Raw genomic sequence first — 15,398 nt, 5'->3', positions numbered from 1 at the left:
TCAAGATGCGTTTTTTTCGACTTTACCTGTTTTTTTTCGACAAAAGGCTATATAATAATTTGATGTGTGCATTGTTCATTCAAACTATGGAGGGTTTTTAATGATAAGAAGAAAAAAAGATAAGTTCTCACTCCTTTTAACAGAAATTGCAAAGAACATAGACGAAACTGCAGAATATTTTGTGAATTTTAAGGTCACTAATCAAACGACTCTTAAAGAATTTGCAGATACGTTAAAGGAATATGAAACAAAAGGTGACAATCATGTTCATGTCATGATTAAAGAGCTTAACAAAGCGTTCATCACTCCTATTGAGCGCGAAGATATCCTTCAGCTGACAAACAGCTTGGATGATGTGCTTGACGGAATCGAACATTTCTCTGCCATGATGGAGATTTTCTCAATTACTTCATCAGACGAGCATATCGATAAATTCAGCGGATACATCAGAGAATGTGCGAAAGAGATTTTGATTACGATCGAGCTGCTGGCAGAAAATCGCTTAAAGGATATTCAGCCTCACGCAATCAAAATTAAAGAGTATGAGCACAGCTGTGACAACTTGCACAGAAAATCATTAAAGAATCTTTTCGGAAATGAAACAGATCCAATCAAAGTCATTCAATATCGTGAAATATACGAAACGCTTGAAGAAATCGCCGACTCTTGTCAAAGTGTTGCCAATAATCTTGAAACCATCATTATGAAAAACGCGTAACGAGGGGTAAAAATGGATATTCTATTAATATTAACGATACTAATAGTCATTTGTGCTCTGGCGTTTGATTTCATCAACGGGTTTCATGATACGGCGAACGCAATTGCGACTTCGGTATCGACAAAAGCGCTGAAACCGCGCCATGCCATAATAATGGCGGCTGTGATGAACTTTATCGGAGCAATGACATTCACAGGTGTTGCCAAAACCATTACAAAAGACATTGTGGATCCTTATACGCTGGAAAATGGCTCTGTCGTGATTTTGGCTGCGTTAATCGCTGCGATTGCCTGGAACCTGATCACATGGTACTACGGTATTCCAAGCAGCTCATCCCATGCCATCATCGGGGCAATTGCCGGTGCGGCAGTAGCGGCAGCCGGATTTGCTTCATTAAATTATAAAGGTTTCATTAAAATCATTGAAGCACTGATCCTTTCACCGATTCTTGCTTTTGTCGTTGGGTATATTTTATACACCATCGTAAAGCTGATATTCAAAGACAGCAATTTGGCGAAAACGAACAAGCAATTCCGCAGAGTGCAGATTGTAACAGCTGCCCTGCAATCGTATACACACGGCACAAATGATGCGCAAAAAGCAATGGGTATTATCACAATGGCTCTCATCACAGCAAATTTACATACTTCTGCTAATGATATCCCAACCTGGGTGCAATTCGCCTGCGCAACAGCCATGGGTCTCGGAACATCAATCGGCGGCTGGAAAATCATCAAAACCGTTGGCGGAAAGATCATGAAAATCCGCCCGGTAAACGGTGTTTCCGCTGACTTAACCGGAGCAGCCATTATTTTCGGCGCCACGTTTATTCATTTGCCGGTCAGTACAACCCACGTCATTTCTTCATCAATTCTTGGCGTCGGTGCGTCACACCGGGTAAAAGGCGTAAACTGGGGTACGGCCAAGCGAATGCTCATTACATGGGTCATCACGCTTCCGATTTCAGCGACACTTGGTGCCATCGCCTACTTTATTTTAAATATGATATTTTAATGTCACACCGCTTCTGTCAAAGGAGCGGTTTTTTTGATGGAACAGGAAAACCATCCGGATCTCTTGAATACAATAAGCAGAACCTATTTCAGATGTGAGGGATTCGAATATGGTTTTATTCTTTCAGATCATGGTCTGGTGCATCGTGGCCGGACTGGGGCTATACGTGTATGCCACGTGGCGTTTCGAAGCGAAGGTCAAAGAAAAAATGTCCGCCATCCGGAAAACATGGTATTTGCTGTTTGTTCTGGGCGCTATGGTATACTGGACATATGAGCCCACTTCCCTATTTACCCACTGGGAACGGTATCTCATTGTCGCAGTCAGTTTTGCTTTGATTGATGCTTTTATCTTCTTAAGTGCATATGTCAAAAAACTGGCCGGCAGCGAGCTTGAAACAGACACAAGGGAAATTCTTGAAGAAAACAACGAAATGCTCCACATGTACCTCAATCGGCTGAAAACATACCAATACCTATTGAAAAACGAACCGATCCATGTTTATTATGGAAGTATAGATGCTTATGCTGAAGGTATTGATAAGCTGCTGAAAACCTATGCTGATAAAATGAACTTAACGGCTTCTCTTTGCCACTATTCGACACAGGCTGATAAAGACCGGTTAACCGAGCATATGGATGATCCGGCAGATGTACAAACACGGCTCGATCGAAAGGATGTTTATTACGACCAATACGGAAAAGTGGTTCTCATCCCTTTTACCATCGAGACACAGAACTATGTCATCAAGCTGACGTCTGACAGCATTGTCACGGAATTTGATTATTTGCTATTTACGTCATTAACGAGCATATATGATTTGGTGCTGCCAATTGAGGAGGAAGGTGAAGGATAATGGAACGTGCGTTTCAAAACAGATGCGAGCCCAGAGCGGCGAAGCCGTTTAAAATCCTGAAAAAACGTTCAACCACCAGTGTCGCAAGCTATCAAGTCAGTCCGCATACAGCAAGAATCTTCAAAGAAAACGAACGGCTGATTGACGAGTATAAACGAAAAAAAGCATGATCACACTAAAAGGACAAGGGAAAACAGCTCTTGTCCTTATTCCTTTTCTTAAAGGGTTACATATAATAAATACAAACAGAGGATAATGTCAGGTGATACAGTGAAAAAATTGGTGAGGCGTGTGAAGTTTGTTGATTACGGAAGGTTTGGGCTTTCCGGGTACTCGCTTCGGGTGAGGGAGCGCAGTGCTGGAATTATTAAAAAGTTGAAGAAGAAAAAATAAATCCCGGAACCAGCTCCGGGATTTTTGTGGTCTGTGATCAGCTTAATTGCGCTGCGATCTTCGCTTTCGTCGGAGGCCCGTAGATACCGTCAGCAGTTAAACCGTTAACAGACTGAAAACGGGCAACTGCGTCAGCTGTTTTCGGTCCGTAAACGCCGTCAATTCCGTTGTTAACAGCGCCTTTATCAGGGTAAAAATACAGAGCCGCAAGTGCTCGTTGCACCTGAAAGACGTGTTCTCCTGAGGTATAAGGTGTTGTCAATTGAATGATACCATCAGGGAGCGGATAGAGCTCGGGTTCTTCAGCGGACGATGGAGCACTTACAATTAATACTTGACCAACGCGAATAAGATTCGGGTCTTCGATATTGTTCCACTCTTGCAGCTGAGCAACCGTAACGCCAAATGCTCTCGCTATGGATGTAAGTGTGTCGCCCTGTTTCACGACGTAAGTTTGGCTGCCGACTCCCCCAATTCCTGCTTTGAACGAATCCCACGTATCTAACAATTTTCGCGGACATTCCTTCCCTGACCAATACTTATGAGGGACGACATTGGCGAGACTGATATTATGTTCAGCCATTAATGTTTTGATGAGCCACTGGGCATTTGCTGTTGCTTTTGCAAAATCGCCATCGGCATTTTCGCAAATTTCAATTCCAATAGAAGCCCGGTTTCCGCTGCCATTTCCGTCTCCCGCATGCCAGCCGTTTTCATTCAAAGGCAGATGCTGATAAATTTCTGTATCATCAACTGTAAAATGCCAGCTTGTCGTCGTATCAGGATTTTTCAAATAGCGGGCATGGGCCGCAGCATCTGCTCCTACTGCGGTATTCGCTGTATTGTGCACCGTAATGTAGAGAGGCGTCATTGCGTAGCCTGGACGGTTATTTGCGCCAACTGGAATAAAGTCTTGAATAATGTTAACCATTTTCATCTCTCCTTATTTCGTCAGATTATTGTCCCTTAACAAGTCGCGCTGTTTTTTCCCTTTTTCTGTTACATAGTTGTTTTTAAACCAAGCGGCAAGTGTCGTTCCAATTGTAAATGCGATGGAACCGGCTGAATAAAGAGCGTCAGCGAGCTGATTGACCTGCTCCTCCTGAATGTCCAATGGTGATTTGCCGAGCATCAGCATGGTCTGGTTGATTAAAGCAATTAAAAGAAGCACCGTCCTGATGACCGTGCCCTTGTCAAACGTGTTCATGAAAATCCCCCTTTAATGCTGCAGCAGGCTGTACATAATGGCGATGGCTCCGCCAATGATGCCTGTAGACACTGCTGTAATGATGGCACCTGTGATGGTGCGTTTTATCCACGTGGTGTTTTCTTCAATTTTGTTTAATTTTTCGTTCAGCGTCATGATTTGCTGGTCTTGCCGGTCAGACACGCGTTCTAATGCGGAAACCCTCTGCTCAAGTGCTTTGTGCTCGCCTTTCATGTCTGCTAAATCCTGCTGAAACATACTAACATCAGGTACATCCGTCGGTTGTGACATCAGTGCGTCCCCCTATTATTTCATCTTGTTCACCTCCTTTGAGGCAAAATAAAAAACGCCCTATTAAATTAAGCGTTTATCATTCCTTATTAAGTCTCAATAAGTTCACTAGTTCTCAACAGAGGTATCTTTACTGGAAGTTAGGTAATCCTTTCCGGTAATTTCTTTGTATTGCTCTTTGGTAATCCATTCAATCCTAACGTATTCTCGAATTTTTTCATCTGTATAGCATTTCCACTTATAAAACTGCTTTATGTCAGCTACTTCTGGATACCTAGCCATTCATACTCACCCTTCAATTCTTGTATTTGTTTTTGCATCTGAGCAATGACAAAAGCCTGATCCGCTTCCCTCATACGTCTTTCCTCATTTTCCTTCTCTGTCTTAGCAATCTGCAAAGAAAGCGAAGCATTTTGCTGCTTCAAAAAGTCAATTGCAGAAACTTCTTCTTCCACTGAAATTAAAACTGCATCAATCTCTTCCTGTGTGGCTGCCTCAATCCATTTCTGTTTCTCTGCATCAAATTTTGGTTTGAACAGAGAAGGGGAATCAGGCAATTCAATACTCGTGCAATTAGCAGGAATAACATAATTCCCTCCTTCGTCCAATTCTGTGACTAAAATCGGCTCTGCAAACATATAATTTTCATCAAATCTATAAACCTGTAACATATTTACCTCCTAATCTAATGGTATAGGGTTAACGTCCATATAATAGCCTGTAACTGCATTGTTATCATTTGATTGTAATCCAGTAAGCTTTAAATCCCCAGTAGCAAATACGATAAGCTTACAATAGCCTGTTATTCCTGAGGTTGACACTAATACAACCGCTCCATTGCTAGGTGTAATTGACGAAGGGATAGACCCTATTACGACTTCCCTCGGACCCGTGATGTGTCCACGCAGCAAAAGCAATTTCCCCCACTTGGCATATTGAAACGGTCTGTCACTATTTGTTGCTCCGTTTTTAAGTGTGACATTTCGCCATGTTACTGATTCAAAATCCTCATTGGTTATAAGACGCTTCCATCCTAAGAAATCGCCCTCTTTATGAAAAATCCCAATCCATGTTTGATTATCATAAGATCTTGTAGCGACAATCTTCTTTAAACCTTGAGGCGGGGCAAGGTCAGCCGGAACATCTGTAATATCATAATAGTACCAAGCTGCTTCATCATCACCTGGGTGATTCACAACTCCCGCGCCGAAATATAAGCCAGTTGGATAATCAAAAAGATTCTTTCCATTATCAATCTTAATTCGCTGCCCATTCTCTGTTGTGAATGGATATAGTTGCGCATTATTCCATTTGTCTTTATCAAATTTTGTTACGTGGATATCTGTTTGGTTAGCATGGGCATCTACCCTAGATTGCGCCCCTGCTGTTGATTCAATAGGATACCAATTGATTGCAGTTTGATTCGCATTATAGTAGAACCACCATGCGTTGCCTCTCACATCTACAGCATAGCCAATACCTATTCCTGGCTGTCCGACCAGTTGCATCCCCCGCAAGCTTACCCCCGACGGATTATCTGTCACTGCATTTGTTCCATAAAATGAAACTGTGCCTACATCCTTTAGGGATTCATAAAATGAACCAGAATTCAAATTGATTTTTTGTGTGCCATTATCTGCAGTTATTTTGAACAATTGACTGGCATCCCATTTTTCTTTTTCAGCCTTAGTTACATGTATATCAGTAAGCTTGGCGTGAGCATCGACTTTCTTTTGAGCTCCCTCTGTAGATTCTATCTCAATCCAAGATGTCCATGTAATAGAATCATTTTTACGAATTCGATAGAAGGATTTTAAACCATTTGAAGCATCGTACGCAGATTGAACGAGTGTATTCCCGTAACTCATAACTAGAAGAAAGCAATTAGTCAAGCTCGGTCCATTTAATCCAGCATTGTATATCAAATACATTCCAGTAGCAGTCAGTTCATTATAATCCGTTGTCTCACCACTGCTTTTATAAAATACCTTGCCGTTATCTTGTGTTAGTTTAAAAAGCTGTCCTGCATCCCATTTATCTTTATTGTCTTTTGTAACATGTATATCTGTATTATCAGAATGGGCAGCCACTCTTTTTATTGAATCTTCTTCAGTTTCGAATTTTATCCAATCGGACCATGTTCCATTAATTAGGGACTTTCTCCAAAATCCACCGTCTTCGGCCATTGCCATTGCTTCTCCGTTCGTCGAAGAGGAATACAAGTAAATACCGTGAACCGATCGAGGCGGTGCATTTTTAGCATCACTCGAAATATAAAAAGTAAAAGTCTTGTTTTGCCCTAAGACAACACTATGAAAGTCGTAACTTTTATTGATATTAATAAGGATTGATCCATCGTCTGTCGTAATTTTCGAAAGCTGCGCCCCATTCCATTTAACCCGTTCTTCATTCATAACATGCCGCACCTGATCTTGCTCATGCTTCTCAAAATCCTTCTTAGCTGCCTGCTGCACATTATCCACGTTCCCCAGCCCGATTTGCGCCTTTGTTGTGTTGTGGGGGTTGTTCATGTCGTTTTTGTGGGCAGCCAGGTCGGTGTGGGCGTCTTTTATGCCTTTTTCCCAGCGGTTGACGTCATCTTCGTTGATGGGGTCGTCCGGAAGCCAGTCTGTTTTTTCTTCGTATGCCATGTTTACACCACCTCAAAAGTAAATCTGAAATCAAGTGTTCTGTTTTCGCTGACGTCCAGGTCAGTCTTTCTCTCTGTGATGACGTTGCCCAGCTCGTCAAAAATTTGTACCGTTTCGATATGCTTGATGTCTTCCTCACGTTTTGTCAGTACAGTGACGGTAGCACCGTCAATGGCGAGCTCTACTATTTCTGTTTTTTGGCCGTTGAGCAGCACGTGATCGATTCTGCTTTTTAGATCAGCCGCTGTGCGTTCTCTGTATATGGTTGAAATCAAGTTAAGACCACCTCATTGTTGTTAAGAGTGACAGAATAACCGACCTTGAGCTCACTGGCTGTTCGGTATCTGCGGTGATTCAGGATGACTGTGTCTTTGATTTGCAGTGTCTCGTTCAATCCGCCTCTGAGCGTATACGCCAAATGAGCGGGCTTCATGTTTTCTATCGCTTCGATCAGCTCATTCATGTGCTGGAGGTCATCAACATTGATATCGACGTTAAATCGGTATTCGCCGGGAAGCAGGCGGACCTGTGCAGACGGGTTTTTCAAGAAACGGTTTACCGCCTGCTCAATGGCCCTGTATGTGATGGGCGGGATGTTCGACATTTTGGAAATGAGCCGCAATCGTCTGATCTCATCAGTGTCGCCTGATTCCCGCGGTACGTTTAAAATCTTTTCCCAGCGGCTGAGCCCCCATGTCGCCGTCGGCACGAATAACTGATCCGTCAGATCAAATATGCTGTCATTTTGTTTATCAAACTCAGGCGCTTCCGCTTTCAGCAGCTCAGCCATTTCTTTAAGGCTGGTGAGAAACGGCGGCAGATAAGCTCGCATGTCATCTTGTTTGCTCAATGATCTTCACCTGCCCAAGCCTAGGAATTTCCACGTCGCTCAGCACCAGATTTTCAGACGTGCCGTTGATTTGAATATTGGAGTAGTCACTGACTGACGGTGAATTATAGACGATATTGTTAATTTGAGAAAGACGGATGACGTTATCTTCAAACGCCATTTTCTTAAAGAGATTTAAAACGCCTTCCTCAATTTCTGACTTCACTTCATCAATTGAGTGATTGATCTCAGGCAGCACTTCGGCAGAAATCTCAACTTCTTTCCAGACCGCGCTCTCCACTGTGACAACGGCTCCGATTGGCGCCTGTCCCTCTCCCTGTCCTGGTTCAGGGTCGATATAATCTTTCACTTTTTGAATTAAAATATGAGAAGCGGGCTCAAGATTCGCATTGGTGACGACAATTTTGACCGTGCCTTCACCGTTCCAAAGCGGGAAGATCTTTGCCTTTCCCACACCGTCCACTTCCTCAGCCCACTCTTTATAATGCATTTTATTGGCACTGACGGCCTCACGCCGAACCCTTGTAAAATACCGTTCTCGCAAGCTGTCATCTCCCTCTTCCTCGCGCCCCGGAATCAGGATTTCTTTGACAATGGCCGTTTCTAAACCGGGAATGGTATCCAATGACAGTAAATTGCGTCCGGTCAGATTGGCGTTTCCCGCTTCACCAGGTGTTTCACAGATGAGCGTCCCTTCTGCCGTATATTGAAAATAAAGATTATCCACGTAAAAGCGGGAGCCGACAGGAATAGTAACTCCAGATGTAAACTCTCCCGCTCTGACAGCCTTTGTCGCGGCAGTTCTTTCAATTCCCGCTTCCGCTGCACGCCTGTCTAAAAATTCGCCTTGTGCGGTATCAGAAAAGACTAGCTCAAGCACAGTATCCAGCCATATATAAGACTTCGCAAGCTCGGCTGCCGCCGGGGCTAACGCATTATAAATGACACTGCCTTCTCTTGTGTCAATATCTGCGGAAATGCTGTTCAGCATTCGCTCCATAATATTTTCAAAGGTCTGATCTTCAAACATGTTCGCCAATCACCTCCTCAATCTCAAGCGTCCCTTCATCAGTCTCCACCACAAAGGATACATGAAACGCATCGCCTTGTTTTTCAATCTCAAAATCTGTTACAGCCGATATCCGGTCATCATAAACCAGCGCCTCTTCTATCAGCCTCGGAATCTCCATCTTTTTATACGCATCAGTCGTCTCATGATCTGTCAGCACGTCCTGAAGCTCGTTTCCGACATTATGGCTGTATACGGAATACGCATAGCGTTCAGTCTGTAAGGCGATATACACGAACTGCATGATCGCTTCAAGCCCGGTAATCAGCTCATTCGTAATTCTTCCGTTTTCAAAATCTATTTTGTACGTTTGCGAGGTTTCAATGATTTCACTCTCATCTTCAATATCTTCAAACTCCACTTCTGGTGTCAGGGCCATGATGCCCACTCCTTTTACATGCTAAATAAAAACCCCTTCGTACTGAAGCGGTTTTGTCTATACCTTATCTAAAATAAAAAACGATTGCCCGCCAGTCAGAGCCGCGGTCATGAGGCGATCCCCCGGCTCGAGTGCATCGTCTCCTCCGGACTGCATTCGTTTTGGGATAATGATGGCGTCAGTCGGTATGATCAGTTTGCTGTTTTCTTTTAATTTGATTTCCACAGGAGAAACCGAAATGACTTCAGCCGGGAGCAGTTCTACCGGAGACTCAGCGTCAACTGCGCCGACTGCCAAATGTTTGATAGCCTCACTTAATCTCATCAGGAAACTCCTTCCGGCATCGTATTCTTTTCGACAACATCGATCGTCATCGTATGTTTCGTTCCTTTAAATTCGTGCCGGTCCGTATCTACCCAATAGGTTTTCTTGATGCCGGCCTCCGGAATCGAAATATAGACAGGCAAGCCGCTCTGCACTTCCGGGATGCCCACTGCCTGAATATTTTTCAGTTCTTTTTTCACGCTCTTTTTTTCAGCAAGGCGTACATCAGCCCGCTGCTGAAGCTGTGCCTGGTTGATGTCATCTGTGACCGTTTCTGTATATTGAAGCACACCGTATTTATTTAAGCCTGAACTGTCCTTGGCAGAGGCTTTATATGTCTTATTGTCCTTCTGCCGGCGAAGCACCACCCGAGTAGCAGTGTCGTTTATAGAAGTGCTGTATTGGTAGCCCGTGATATTGACTCCCGTTTCAAGCACCCATACTTCTGACGGATCTGGCCAAGCGCGCAGACCGAGCTTTCCTTTTTCCGAATACAGCTGGTAATGTCGTCCTGTCTGGCTTTTCGTCTGTTTCAGCGCTTTTAATATGATGTCATACAATGTCGTATCATTTTTAATGACAAGACTTTTGATCGTATGGCCTGTGTTTGCGATCGAGGTTGTCGGTATCTGGAAGTCACTGGCAATCCTTCTGATGATCTGGTCGGCCCGCTGATTGGAAAACACGTACATATCCTGGTTTTTGACCAGGTACTGAAGCATGTCATAAGCGCTGAAGGCAAGTGTATGCTCGTCCGGGGTTCTTGCAAAAACAATGCCCCGAAACAGCTCTTTTCCCTTCCATTTAAACAAAACCGTATCTCCTTCTGAGACACTGTAATACGTCTGGTCGCCCTGCTTGGTGACGATGGTCGCTTCAATAGAACGCGGCGCCTGATAACGATGGCCTTCAAGCGATACGCTTTCTGCAACCAGCTCAAGCCACTCTGTGTCTTTAATGACGAACAGTTCTATCATCATACATCACCTGTTTCATTGCGGTATCTTTAATTTTTGGCCGGGAAAAATCCAGTGGCCCGGCTGCCTGATGTTCCGTTTGCTTCGTTTGATCATTGCTGTTTTATTGGCGTTCCAAATTTTGCGCCATTGGGTGCTGTTCCCGTAAAATCTGCCTGCAATGTCCCATAGCGTGTCTCCCTTTTTCACTGTGTACGTCTTCGGCGCAGCCTTCGACGGACGTTTTGCCTTTGTTTTTTTCTTCTGCTTGATTTTCCGCGGGGAAGCGGTTTTGTATTCTTTTAATTGAATATCAAAGGTGCGATCACCTATATCCTGCTGGCCTTCGCTATAGGAAAAACCTTCAATGCTGCATGTTAAATTCACTTTAGTTCCCGTAATCAAAAACTGAACCGGTTTTTTGGCCTTCATCCATTTTTCAATTTTTGTTATCGCATTTTCCGGCGACGGGAAGGTTTGATATTCAGCTATTGGGCTGTATTTCTTCGGAAAAAACGAAGAGAACGAAATTTCTTTTGCTCCCTGTTCGTCAATAAATGTAAGGTCACCGAACTTGGCTACTTTAACCGTCTCATTCTGAACCGTATTTGAAATATTCAGCTGGTCGGGAAGAACGGGGAGCCGCAGCTTGTCCTTCCCTTGTGAAATCCAAAATTCATATACGGATTTAGTCAAATGCAACGACTCCCTTCGTTCCAATATTGATATCCTTTTGCAGTTCATCTATAAGCGCCTGCTTGATTTTCGCTGCAAGGCTTTCAGCGTCCTGTCCATTATGGAAGTGCTGGTCTCCGTTAAACTCAATCTTTATTTCTTTCGTTCCGGCTGTTTGTATCGTTTGCCGTGTACCGGATGTAACTGCTGAAACTTGTCCTGAAGAAAGCTCAGACTGCTGGGATTGAGACGGATCTGTCACTTCCATACCAAGAGCTTGCGCAGCTCTCTGAAGGAGGTAGCGGCCGCGGATGCCTCGCTCCTCCGGAATGATCCATTCCCGCTTGTTTCCTTCTCCGACACGGGCAATTTGTTCTTTTGTAATCAGCCCGCCGTTTGCGTAACCGACATACGGTCCGCCATGATTCAAGCTTTTAATACCCGGCACATTGTTGATTGATCCATATCTGCTTTTAATGTAGCCGATCGCAGCAGCTGCGTTGTGAATCGGGTTTTTAATGTTACCCATACCCGGTGCTTTATGGTCATTAAAGGTGCTTGGGATCGTCTGCATCAGCCCTTGTGACGGATGCCCCGCTTTTGCGTTGCTGTCCCACAAGTTAATTGCATTCGGATTGCCTCCGGATTCATGCTGCGCAATCGTCATGAGTCCCGGTAGCCAGCTCATCGGTGTCTTGGTGGCCATGAGAGCAGCCATAATCCATTGTTTTACGTTCCCGCCCATGGCTCCCATTCCGGAATAGGCAGCCGCCAGTGATCCGGCTTGTTTTTCAGCATATTTCTTTACATCTACTGAGCCAAGGCCTTTGACAACACCAATTGAAGCAAAACGCCCCAAGCTCATCATGACACGGGAAGGTGAATGAATATCTAGCTCCTCACGGAAAGCCTGCTCCACTCTCTTGGCCATATCCTTTGCTGCTTGTTTTACTTCACTGGATTTAGAATTCATGCCTGTCACAAAGTTTCCGATCAAACCGGAGCCCCAGCTGTTCGATGTGTCTTTTGAACGCAGGAACGGTTTGTCAACATGTGTACTCACATACTGTGCAGTCCCTGTTTGGGTTGAATTTTGTCCTTGCGCAAAGCCTTTGACCGTTCCTGTGCCCCATGAAGACGATTTGTTCACAGTGGCTTGATACGGCGTTTTAACTTTTGATTGCAAAAAGCCGTCCGTTCCGGTTGCTGTACTGTTTTGGCCCTTGGCATACCCGCTTACCATTTGTTTACCGTAATTTGGTGAAGCAGAAATCATTTGTGTAAATGGCGTATTGATGTTTTTCTTTTTCCAGTCTTCCATTTTGACAGGTTGGTTGTTTATTCCCTTGTCAAAGCCTTTTGAAAATTGCTGTCCGAGTGTGGACGCTTGGCCTGTAAGATTTGCAGTGTTCATTGCTGGGGAGGCTGAGCCTGATAAAGGACTGACAGCTGCTCCTCCTGAAATAGATGCTGGACTTCCGCCAGAAGACGAAGCTGCTCCCATGTCGTCTACAACTTGCATACCCAGCTTAGACGCCGCTTGTGAAAGAAGCATCTTCCCCCGGCCTCGGTTGTTATCGACCGGGATAACGAATTCCTTGCCGGCTTCACCGATCCACGAGATGGTTGGTTTGGTGATGTAGCCGCCTGTGGCGTTCTGATCCAGTGCTTGTTGAAAAACAGTCATATTATTATTTGATGGAGATTGAGCAAAAATGTTATTAGTAGTTGTTTTGGAACTAGTTTTTTTCTCTTTCGAATCCTTTTTGCTTGGTTTTTTCTTGAGGTGAGTAACTTCCTCCCCCCTGTGTATTACTTTTGCAACGAAACCTCCAACTGAATCTTTTAAATCGAATAGCCATTGAAATTTCTCAGCAATTTTCTCTGATACTTTAACCAATGGATCTTTCACATGTTCATTAAACCAAGTTTCAATTCCATCCCATGCATCCTCAAAAAATTTCCTTGCATCATCGAATTTTTCTTTTATTGAAGTTTTAATATCTTCTACTTTTGTGACGATCGGGTTCCATACATTATTATAAAACCAATTCGACACACCCGTCCAAATGTTGGAAATTATTGTCCATGCATCATTGATCTTACTCCAAATCCATGTTGCCGCAGTGGTTACGGCTTCACTTACAGGATTCCACACATTGTCCATAAACCATGTTGAAACAGTAGACCATATGCCTGAAATAACCGTCCAGGCGTTGCACAATCCAGTCCATATCGTTGTAGCAACATTAGTAACTGCTCCGCTTATTGGATCCCACACGTTATCCTTAAACCACGGGTAGACAATGTTCCATACTGCCAATATGCCATCCCATGCATAGGCAAACAATCCTACTATAAAATTAATTACAGGTACAGCAACATTATAAATAGGTGTAAACACATACTGGTCAAACCAAGTTGAAACTTTACTCCATGTATCTTCAATCCAAGTAATGGCCCCATTGGCAGTATCAGAAATGGAGTTCCATTTTCCACTCCACCACTCTTTGTTAAATAGTGAATTGCTTATGCTCTCCTTTAACTTAGAAGTATCAAACATCTTACCAATGTTCTTACCTGCTTCTTCGCCACCGATTCCGCCTACTAATCCACCGCCAATTCCGCCGATTGCGCCGCCGATTGCTGTACCTTCCGGACCAACGAAGGATCCAATCGTTGCACCAGCTTCCGCTCCGGCTGTTGCACCAGCTTCCGCTCCGGCAATGCGTCCTCCGATTGAACCAACCTTTTCGCCAGCATTATCTTTATTGATTCCAGCTAAATCAAACACTGCTAAAGCAGATCCTACGTATGGAACAGCCTTTCCCATTCCTCTGAACGCTTTACCTAGTTTGGATGAATCCTTCCCTAGCGATTTTAAGCCTCCAAGCCAGTTCTTTAACTTGGAACCCGAGGTCCTAGGTGCACTTTCAGCAGGTGTGCCGCTTTGGCGTCTTCTTATCACCTCTCCAGGAACCTTGAGTGTTCTGTTTGGAGCCTTTGTGGGACTTTTCTTTTTTCTATAGGTTTTTTTATTTTTAGTGCTCGGATTGAGGCCGCCGCCTTCACAGCAGTCGCAGCAACAATTTCCTCCTGTATTACGGTTAAGGACTTTTTTATCTGTGTCAGAATTTTCACCAGAATCGTCCTTTTTTTGTGGTCCTAGAATTTTATCAATGATCTTATCAAACACATCATTTTTCAGCTTTTCTATCAATCTCTCTTTGAAACGATCCAAAAAAGCTTTGCCTATTTCATTGAGTGTATCTTTAATCCAAGGCCAAGCTGATTTTGTCCACCAATCCTTCAGCCAGCCTTTTATTTTTCCGACCCATCCAGGTTTTTGATCTGAGCTTTTATCAGAGCCTTTATCTGAGGATTTGTCTGATTCTTTCTTAGAAGTTTCTTTGTTAATCGGGCTTTCTTTTTTATTGATTTTGTCTGATATTCTTGTCTTAACAACCACTTTTACATAATAGGTTTTTTCAAATTTCCTTAGAAGTGCTGTTAATCGATTAACTGTTTTGGTGATTTCATCGATGACCTTTAGTTTTACTGTGTATCCGTTTTTTAAATTTTTCTTAATATAACCGATAATCCTTTTAACTGTAGAAGTAACCTTGTCATCTGGAATCAAAAGGAATGATAGCTTTTGATTAGATAGCATCTTCTTTATTTTTTTATACGCAGCTGTTGTCCGGTCTACCAAAGAGACAGTCAGCTTCGTTTCTTTCGGCAGCCGTTTAAATTTTCTTTCAATTGCATCAAGCTTTGAAGTGACTTGGTCATCAAGTATAACTTTAATTTCAAGCGATTTCGCGAATTTTAAAATGATATAGTCGTTTATTTTTCTCAGCCGGTAAAATGCCTGATCTTCCGCTCTGATACTGATTTTGATTTGCCGATTAATGGTTTTGACTTTTTTTTCGACCTCTTGGAATCCTTTATGTATCCGTTTTAGTTTTTTAGATACCTTGTCTTCGAGATCAAAACGAGCTGTTAATTTTGCGAT

Annotated in this window: 19 protein-coding genes; 5 read left to right on the top strand and 14 right to left on the bottom strand. The window is 43.4% G+C overall.

Annotation, left to right across the window (positions count from 1 at the left end; all coding sequences use genetic code 11):
- Window positions 1-100 precede the first annotated feature (100 nt).
- The 5 genes from NYE56_RS06520 to spoIISC all read left to right on the top strand — a co-directional run bounded on the left by NYE56_RS06520 (window position 101) and on the right by spoIISC (window position 2,981).
- On the top strand, window positions 101-718 hold the full coding sequence (locus NYE56_RS06520) for a DUF47 domain-containing protein (protein ID WP_003218470.1): 618 nt from the start codon (window positions 101-103) through the stop codon (window positions 716-718).
- A gap of 12 nt (window positions 719-730) precedes the next feature.
- On the top strand, window positions 731-1,732 hold the full coding sequence (locus NYE56_RS06515) for an inorganic phosphate transporter (protein WP_014476558.1): 1,002 nt from the start codon (window positions 731-733) through the stop codon (window positions 1,730-1,732).
- Between the two features lie 109 nt (window positions 1,733-1,841).
- Window positions 1,842-2,588 (top strand): toxin-antitoxin-antitoxin system toxin SpoIISA, encoded by a 747-nt coding sequence (gene spoIISA, locus NYE56_RS06510; RefSeq protein WP_003244695.1) that lies wholly within the window; start codon window positions 1,842-1,844, stop codon window positions 2,586-2,588.
- Complete coding sequence (gene spoIISB / locus NYE56_RS06505) at window positions 2,588-2,758, top strand: three component toxin-antitoxin-antitoxin system antitoxin SpoIISB (RefSeq protein ID WP_003232646.1); 171 nt, start codon at window positions 2,588-2,590, stop codon at window positions 2,756-2,758. Before spoIISA ends, spoIISB begins: the two co-directional genes overlap by 1 nt.
- 85 nt (window positions 2,759-2,843) lie before the next feature.
- Window positions 2,844-2,981, top strand: a complete 138-nt coding sequence (gene spoIISC / locus NYE56_RS06500) for a three component toxin-antitoxin-antitoxin system antitoxin SpoIISC (RefSeq protein ID WP_003232648.1) — start codon at window positions 2,844-2,846, stop codon at window positions 2,979-2,981.
- Window positions 2,982-3,018: 37 nt separating this feature from the next.
- Here the strand turns inward: spoIISC and NYE56_RS06495 are convergent, their stop codons facing one another.
- The 14 genes from NYE56_RS06495 to NYE56_RS06430 form a co-directional block, all read right to left on the bottom strand.
- A complete protein-coding gene (locus NYE56_RS06495) occupies window positions 3,019-3,912 on the bottom strand; it encodes an N-acetylmuramoyl-L-alanine amidase (RefSeq protein WP_341283634.1) in 894 nt (297 codons plus the stop codon).
- Window positions 3,913-3,924: 12 nt separating this feature from the next.
- Complete coding sequence (locus tag NYE56_RS06490; protein ID WP_003232653.1) at window positions 3,925-4,188, bottom strand: phage holin; 264 nt, start codon at window positions 4,186-4,188, stop codon at window positions 3,925-3,927.
- Window positions 4,189-4,200: 12 nt separating this feature from the next.
- On the bottom strand, window positions 4,201-4,479 hold the full coding sequence (locus tag NYE56_RS06485; protein ID WP_069149453.1) for a hemolysin XhlA family protein: 279 nt from the start codon (window positions 4,477-4,479) through the stop codon (window positions 4,201-4,203).
- Between the two features lie 108 nt (window positions 4,480-4,587).
- Window positions 4,588-4,761 carry an XkdX family protein gene (locus NYE56_RS06480; RefSeq protein ID WP_041344793.1) on the bottom strand — a complete coding sequence of 58 codons (174 nt, stop codon included), beginning with the start codon at window positions 4,759-4,761 and terminating at the stop codon, window positions 4,588-4,590.
- A complete protein-coding gene (locus tag NYE56_RS06475) occupies window positions 4,740-5,150 on the bottom strand; it encodes a hypothetical protein (protein ID WP_268554761.1) in 411 nt (136 codons plus the stop codon). The genes NYE56_RS06480 and NYE56_RS06475 overlap by 22 nt, the downstream gene beginning before the upstream one ends.
- A 9-nt stretch (window positions 5,151-5,159) precedes the next feature.
- Window positions 5,160-7,130, bottom strand: a complete 1,971-nt coding sequence (locus NYE56_RS06470; RefSeq protein WP_268554762.1) for a pyocin knob domain-containing protein — start codon at window positions 7,128-7,130, stop codon at window positions 5,160-5,162.
- A gap of 2 nt (window positions 7,131-7,132) precedes the next feature.
- Window positions 7,133-7,405 carry a hypothetical protein gene (locus tag NYE56_RS06465; RefSeq protein ID WP_003232665.1) on the bottom strand — a complete coding sequence of 91 codons (273 nt, stop codon included), beginning with the start codon at window positions 7,403-7,405 and terminating at the stop codon, window positions 7,133-7,135.
- Window positions 7,402-7,980: a YmfQ family protein gene (locus tag NYE56_RS06460; RefSeq protein WP_014476551.1), complete on the bottom strand. Its 579-nt coding sequence runs from the start codon at window positions 7,978-7,980 to the stop codon at window positions 7,402-7,404. The genes NYE56_RS06465 and NYE56_RS06460 overlap by 4 nt, the downstream gene beginning before the upstream one ends.
- Window positions 7,964-9,010 carry a baseplate J/gp47 family protein gene (locus tag NYE56_RS06455; RefSeq protein ID WP_268554763.1) on the bottom strand — a complete coding sequence of 349 codons (1,047 nt, stop codon included), beginning with the start codon at window positions 9,008-9,010 and terminating at the stop codon, window positions 7,964-7,966. Before NYE56_RS06455 ends, NYE56_RS06460 begins: the two co-directional genes overlap by 17 nt.
- The gene (locus NYE56_RS06450) at window positions 9,003-9,428 is read right to left on the bottom strand and encodes a DUF2634 domain-containing protein (protein ID WP_268554764.1); all 426 of its coding nucleotides are present in this window, start codon (window positions 9,426-9,428) and stop codon (window positions 9,003-9,005) included. Before NYE56_RS06450 ends, NYE56_RS06455 begins: the two co-directional genes overlap by 8 nt.
- A gap of 57 nt (window positions 9,429-9,485) precedes the next feature.
- Entirely contained in the window at window positions 9,486-9,752 is a 267-nt protein-coding gene (locus NYE56_RS06445) for a DUF2577 family protein (protein WP_268554765.1), read from the bottom strand.
- Window positions 9,752-10,729, bottom strand: a complete 978-nt coding sequence (locus tag NYE56_RS06440) for an XkdQ/YqbQ family protein (protein WP_341283633.1) — start codon at window positions 10,727-10,729, stop codon at window positions 9,752-9,754. The genes NYE56_RS06445 and NYE56_RS06440 overlap by 1 nt, the downstream gene beginning before the upstream one ends.
- A gap of 15 nt (window positions 10,730-10,744) precedes the next feature.
- Entirely contained in the window at window positions 10,745-11,404 is a 660-nt protein-coding gene (locus NYE56_RS06435) for a LysM peptidoglycan-binding domain-containing protein (RefSeq protein ID WP_033884962.1), read from the bottom strand.
- Window positions 11,397-15,398: a transglycosylase SLT domain-containing protein gene (locus NYE56_RS06430; RefSeq protein WP_341284385.1), complete on the bottom strand. Its 4,002-nt coding sequence runs from the start codon at window positions 15,396-15,398 to the stop codon at window positions 11,397-11,399. Before NYE56_RS06430 ends, NYE56_RS06435 begins: the two co-directional genes overlap by 8 nt.

The organism is Bacillus sp. FSL R5-0603, assembly GCF_038050295.1.
Classification (GTDB): domain Bacteria; phylum Bacillota; class Bacilli; order Bacillales; family Bacillaceae; genus Bacillus; species Bacillus subtilis.
This window is presented reverse-complemented; position numbering and strand designations above follow the sequence as displayed.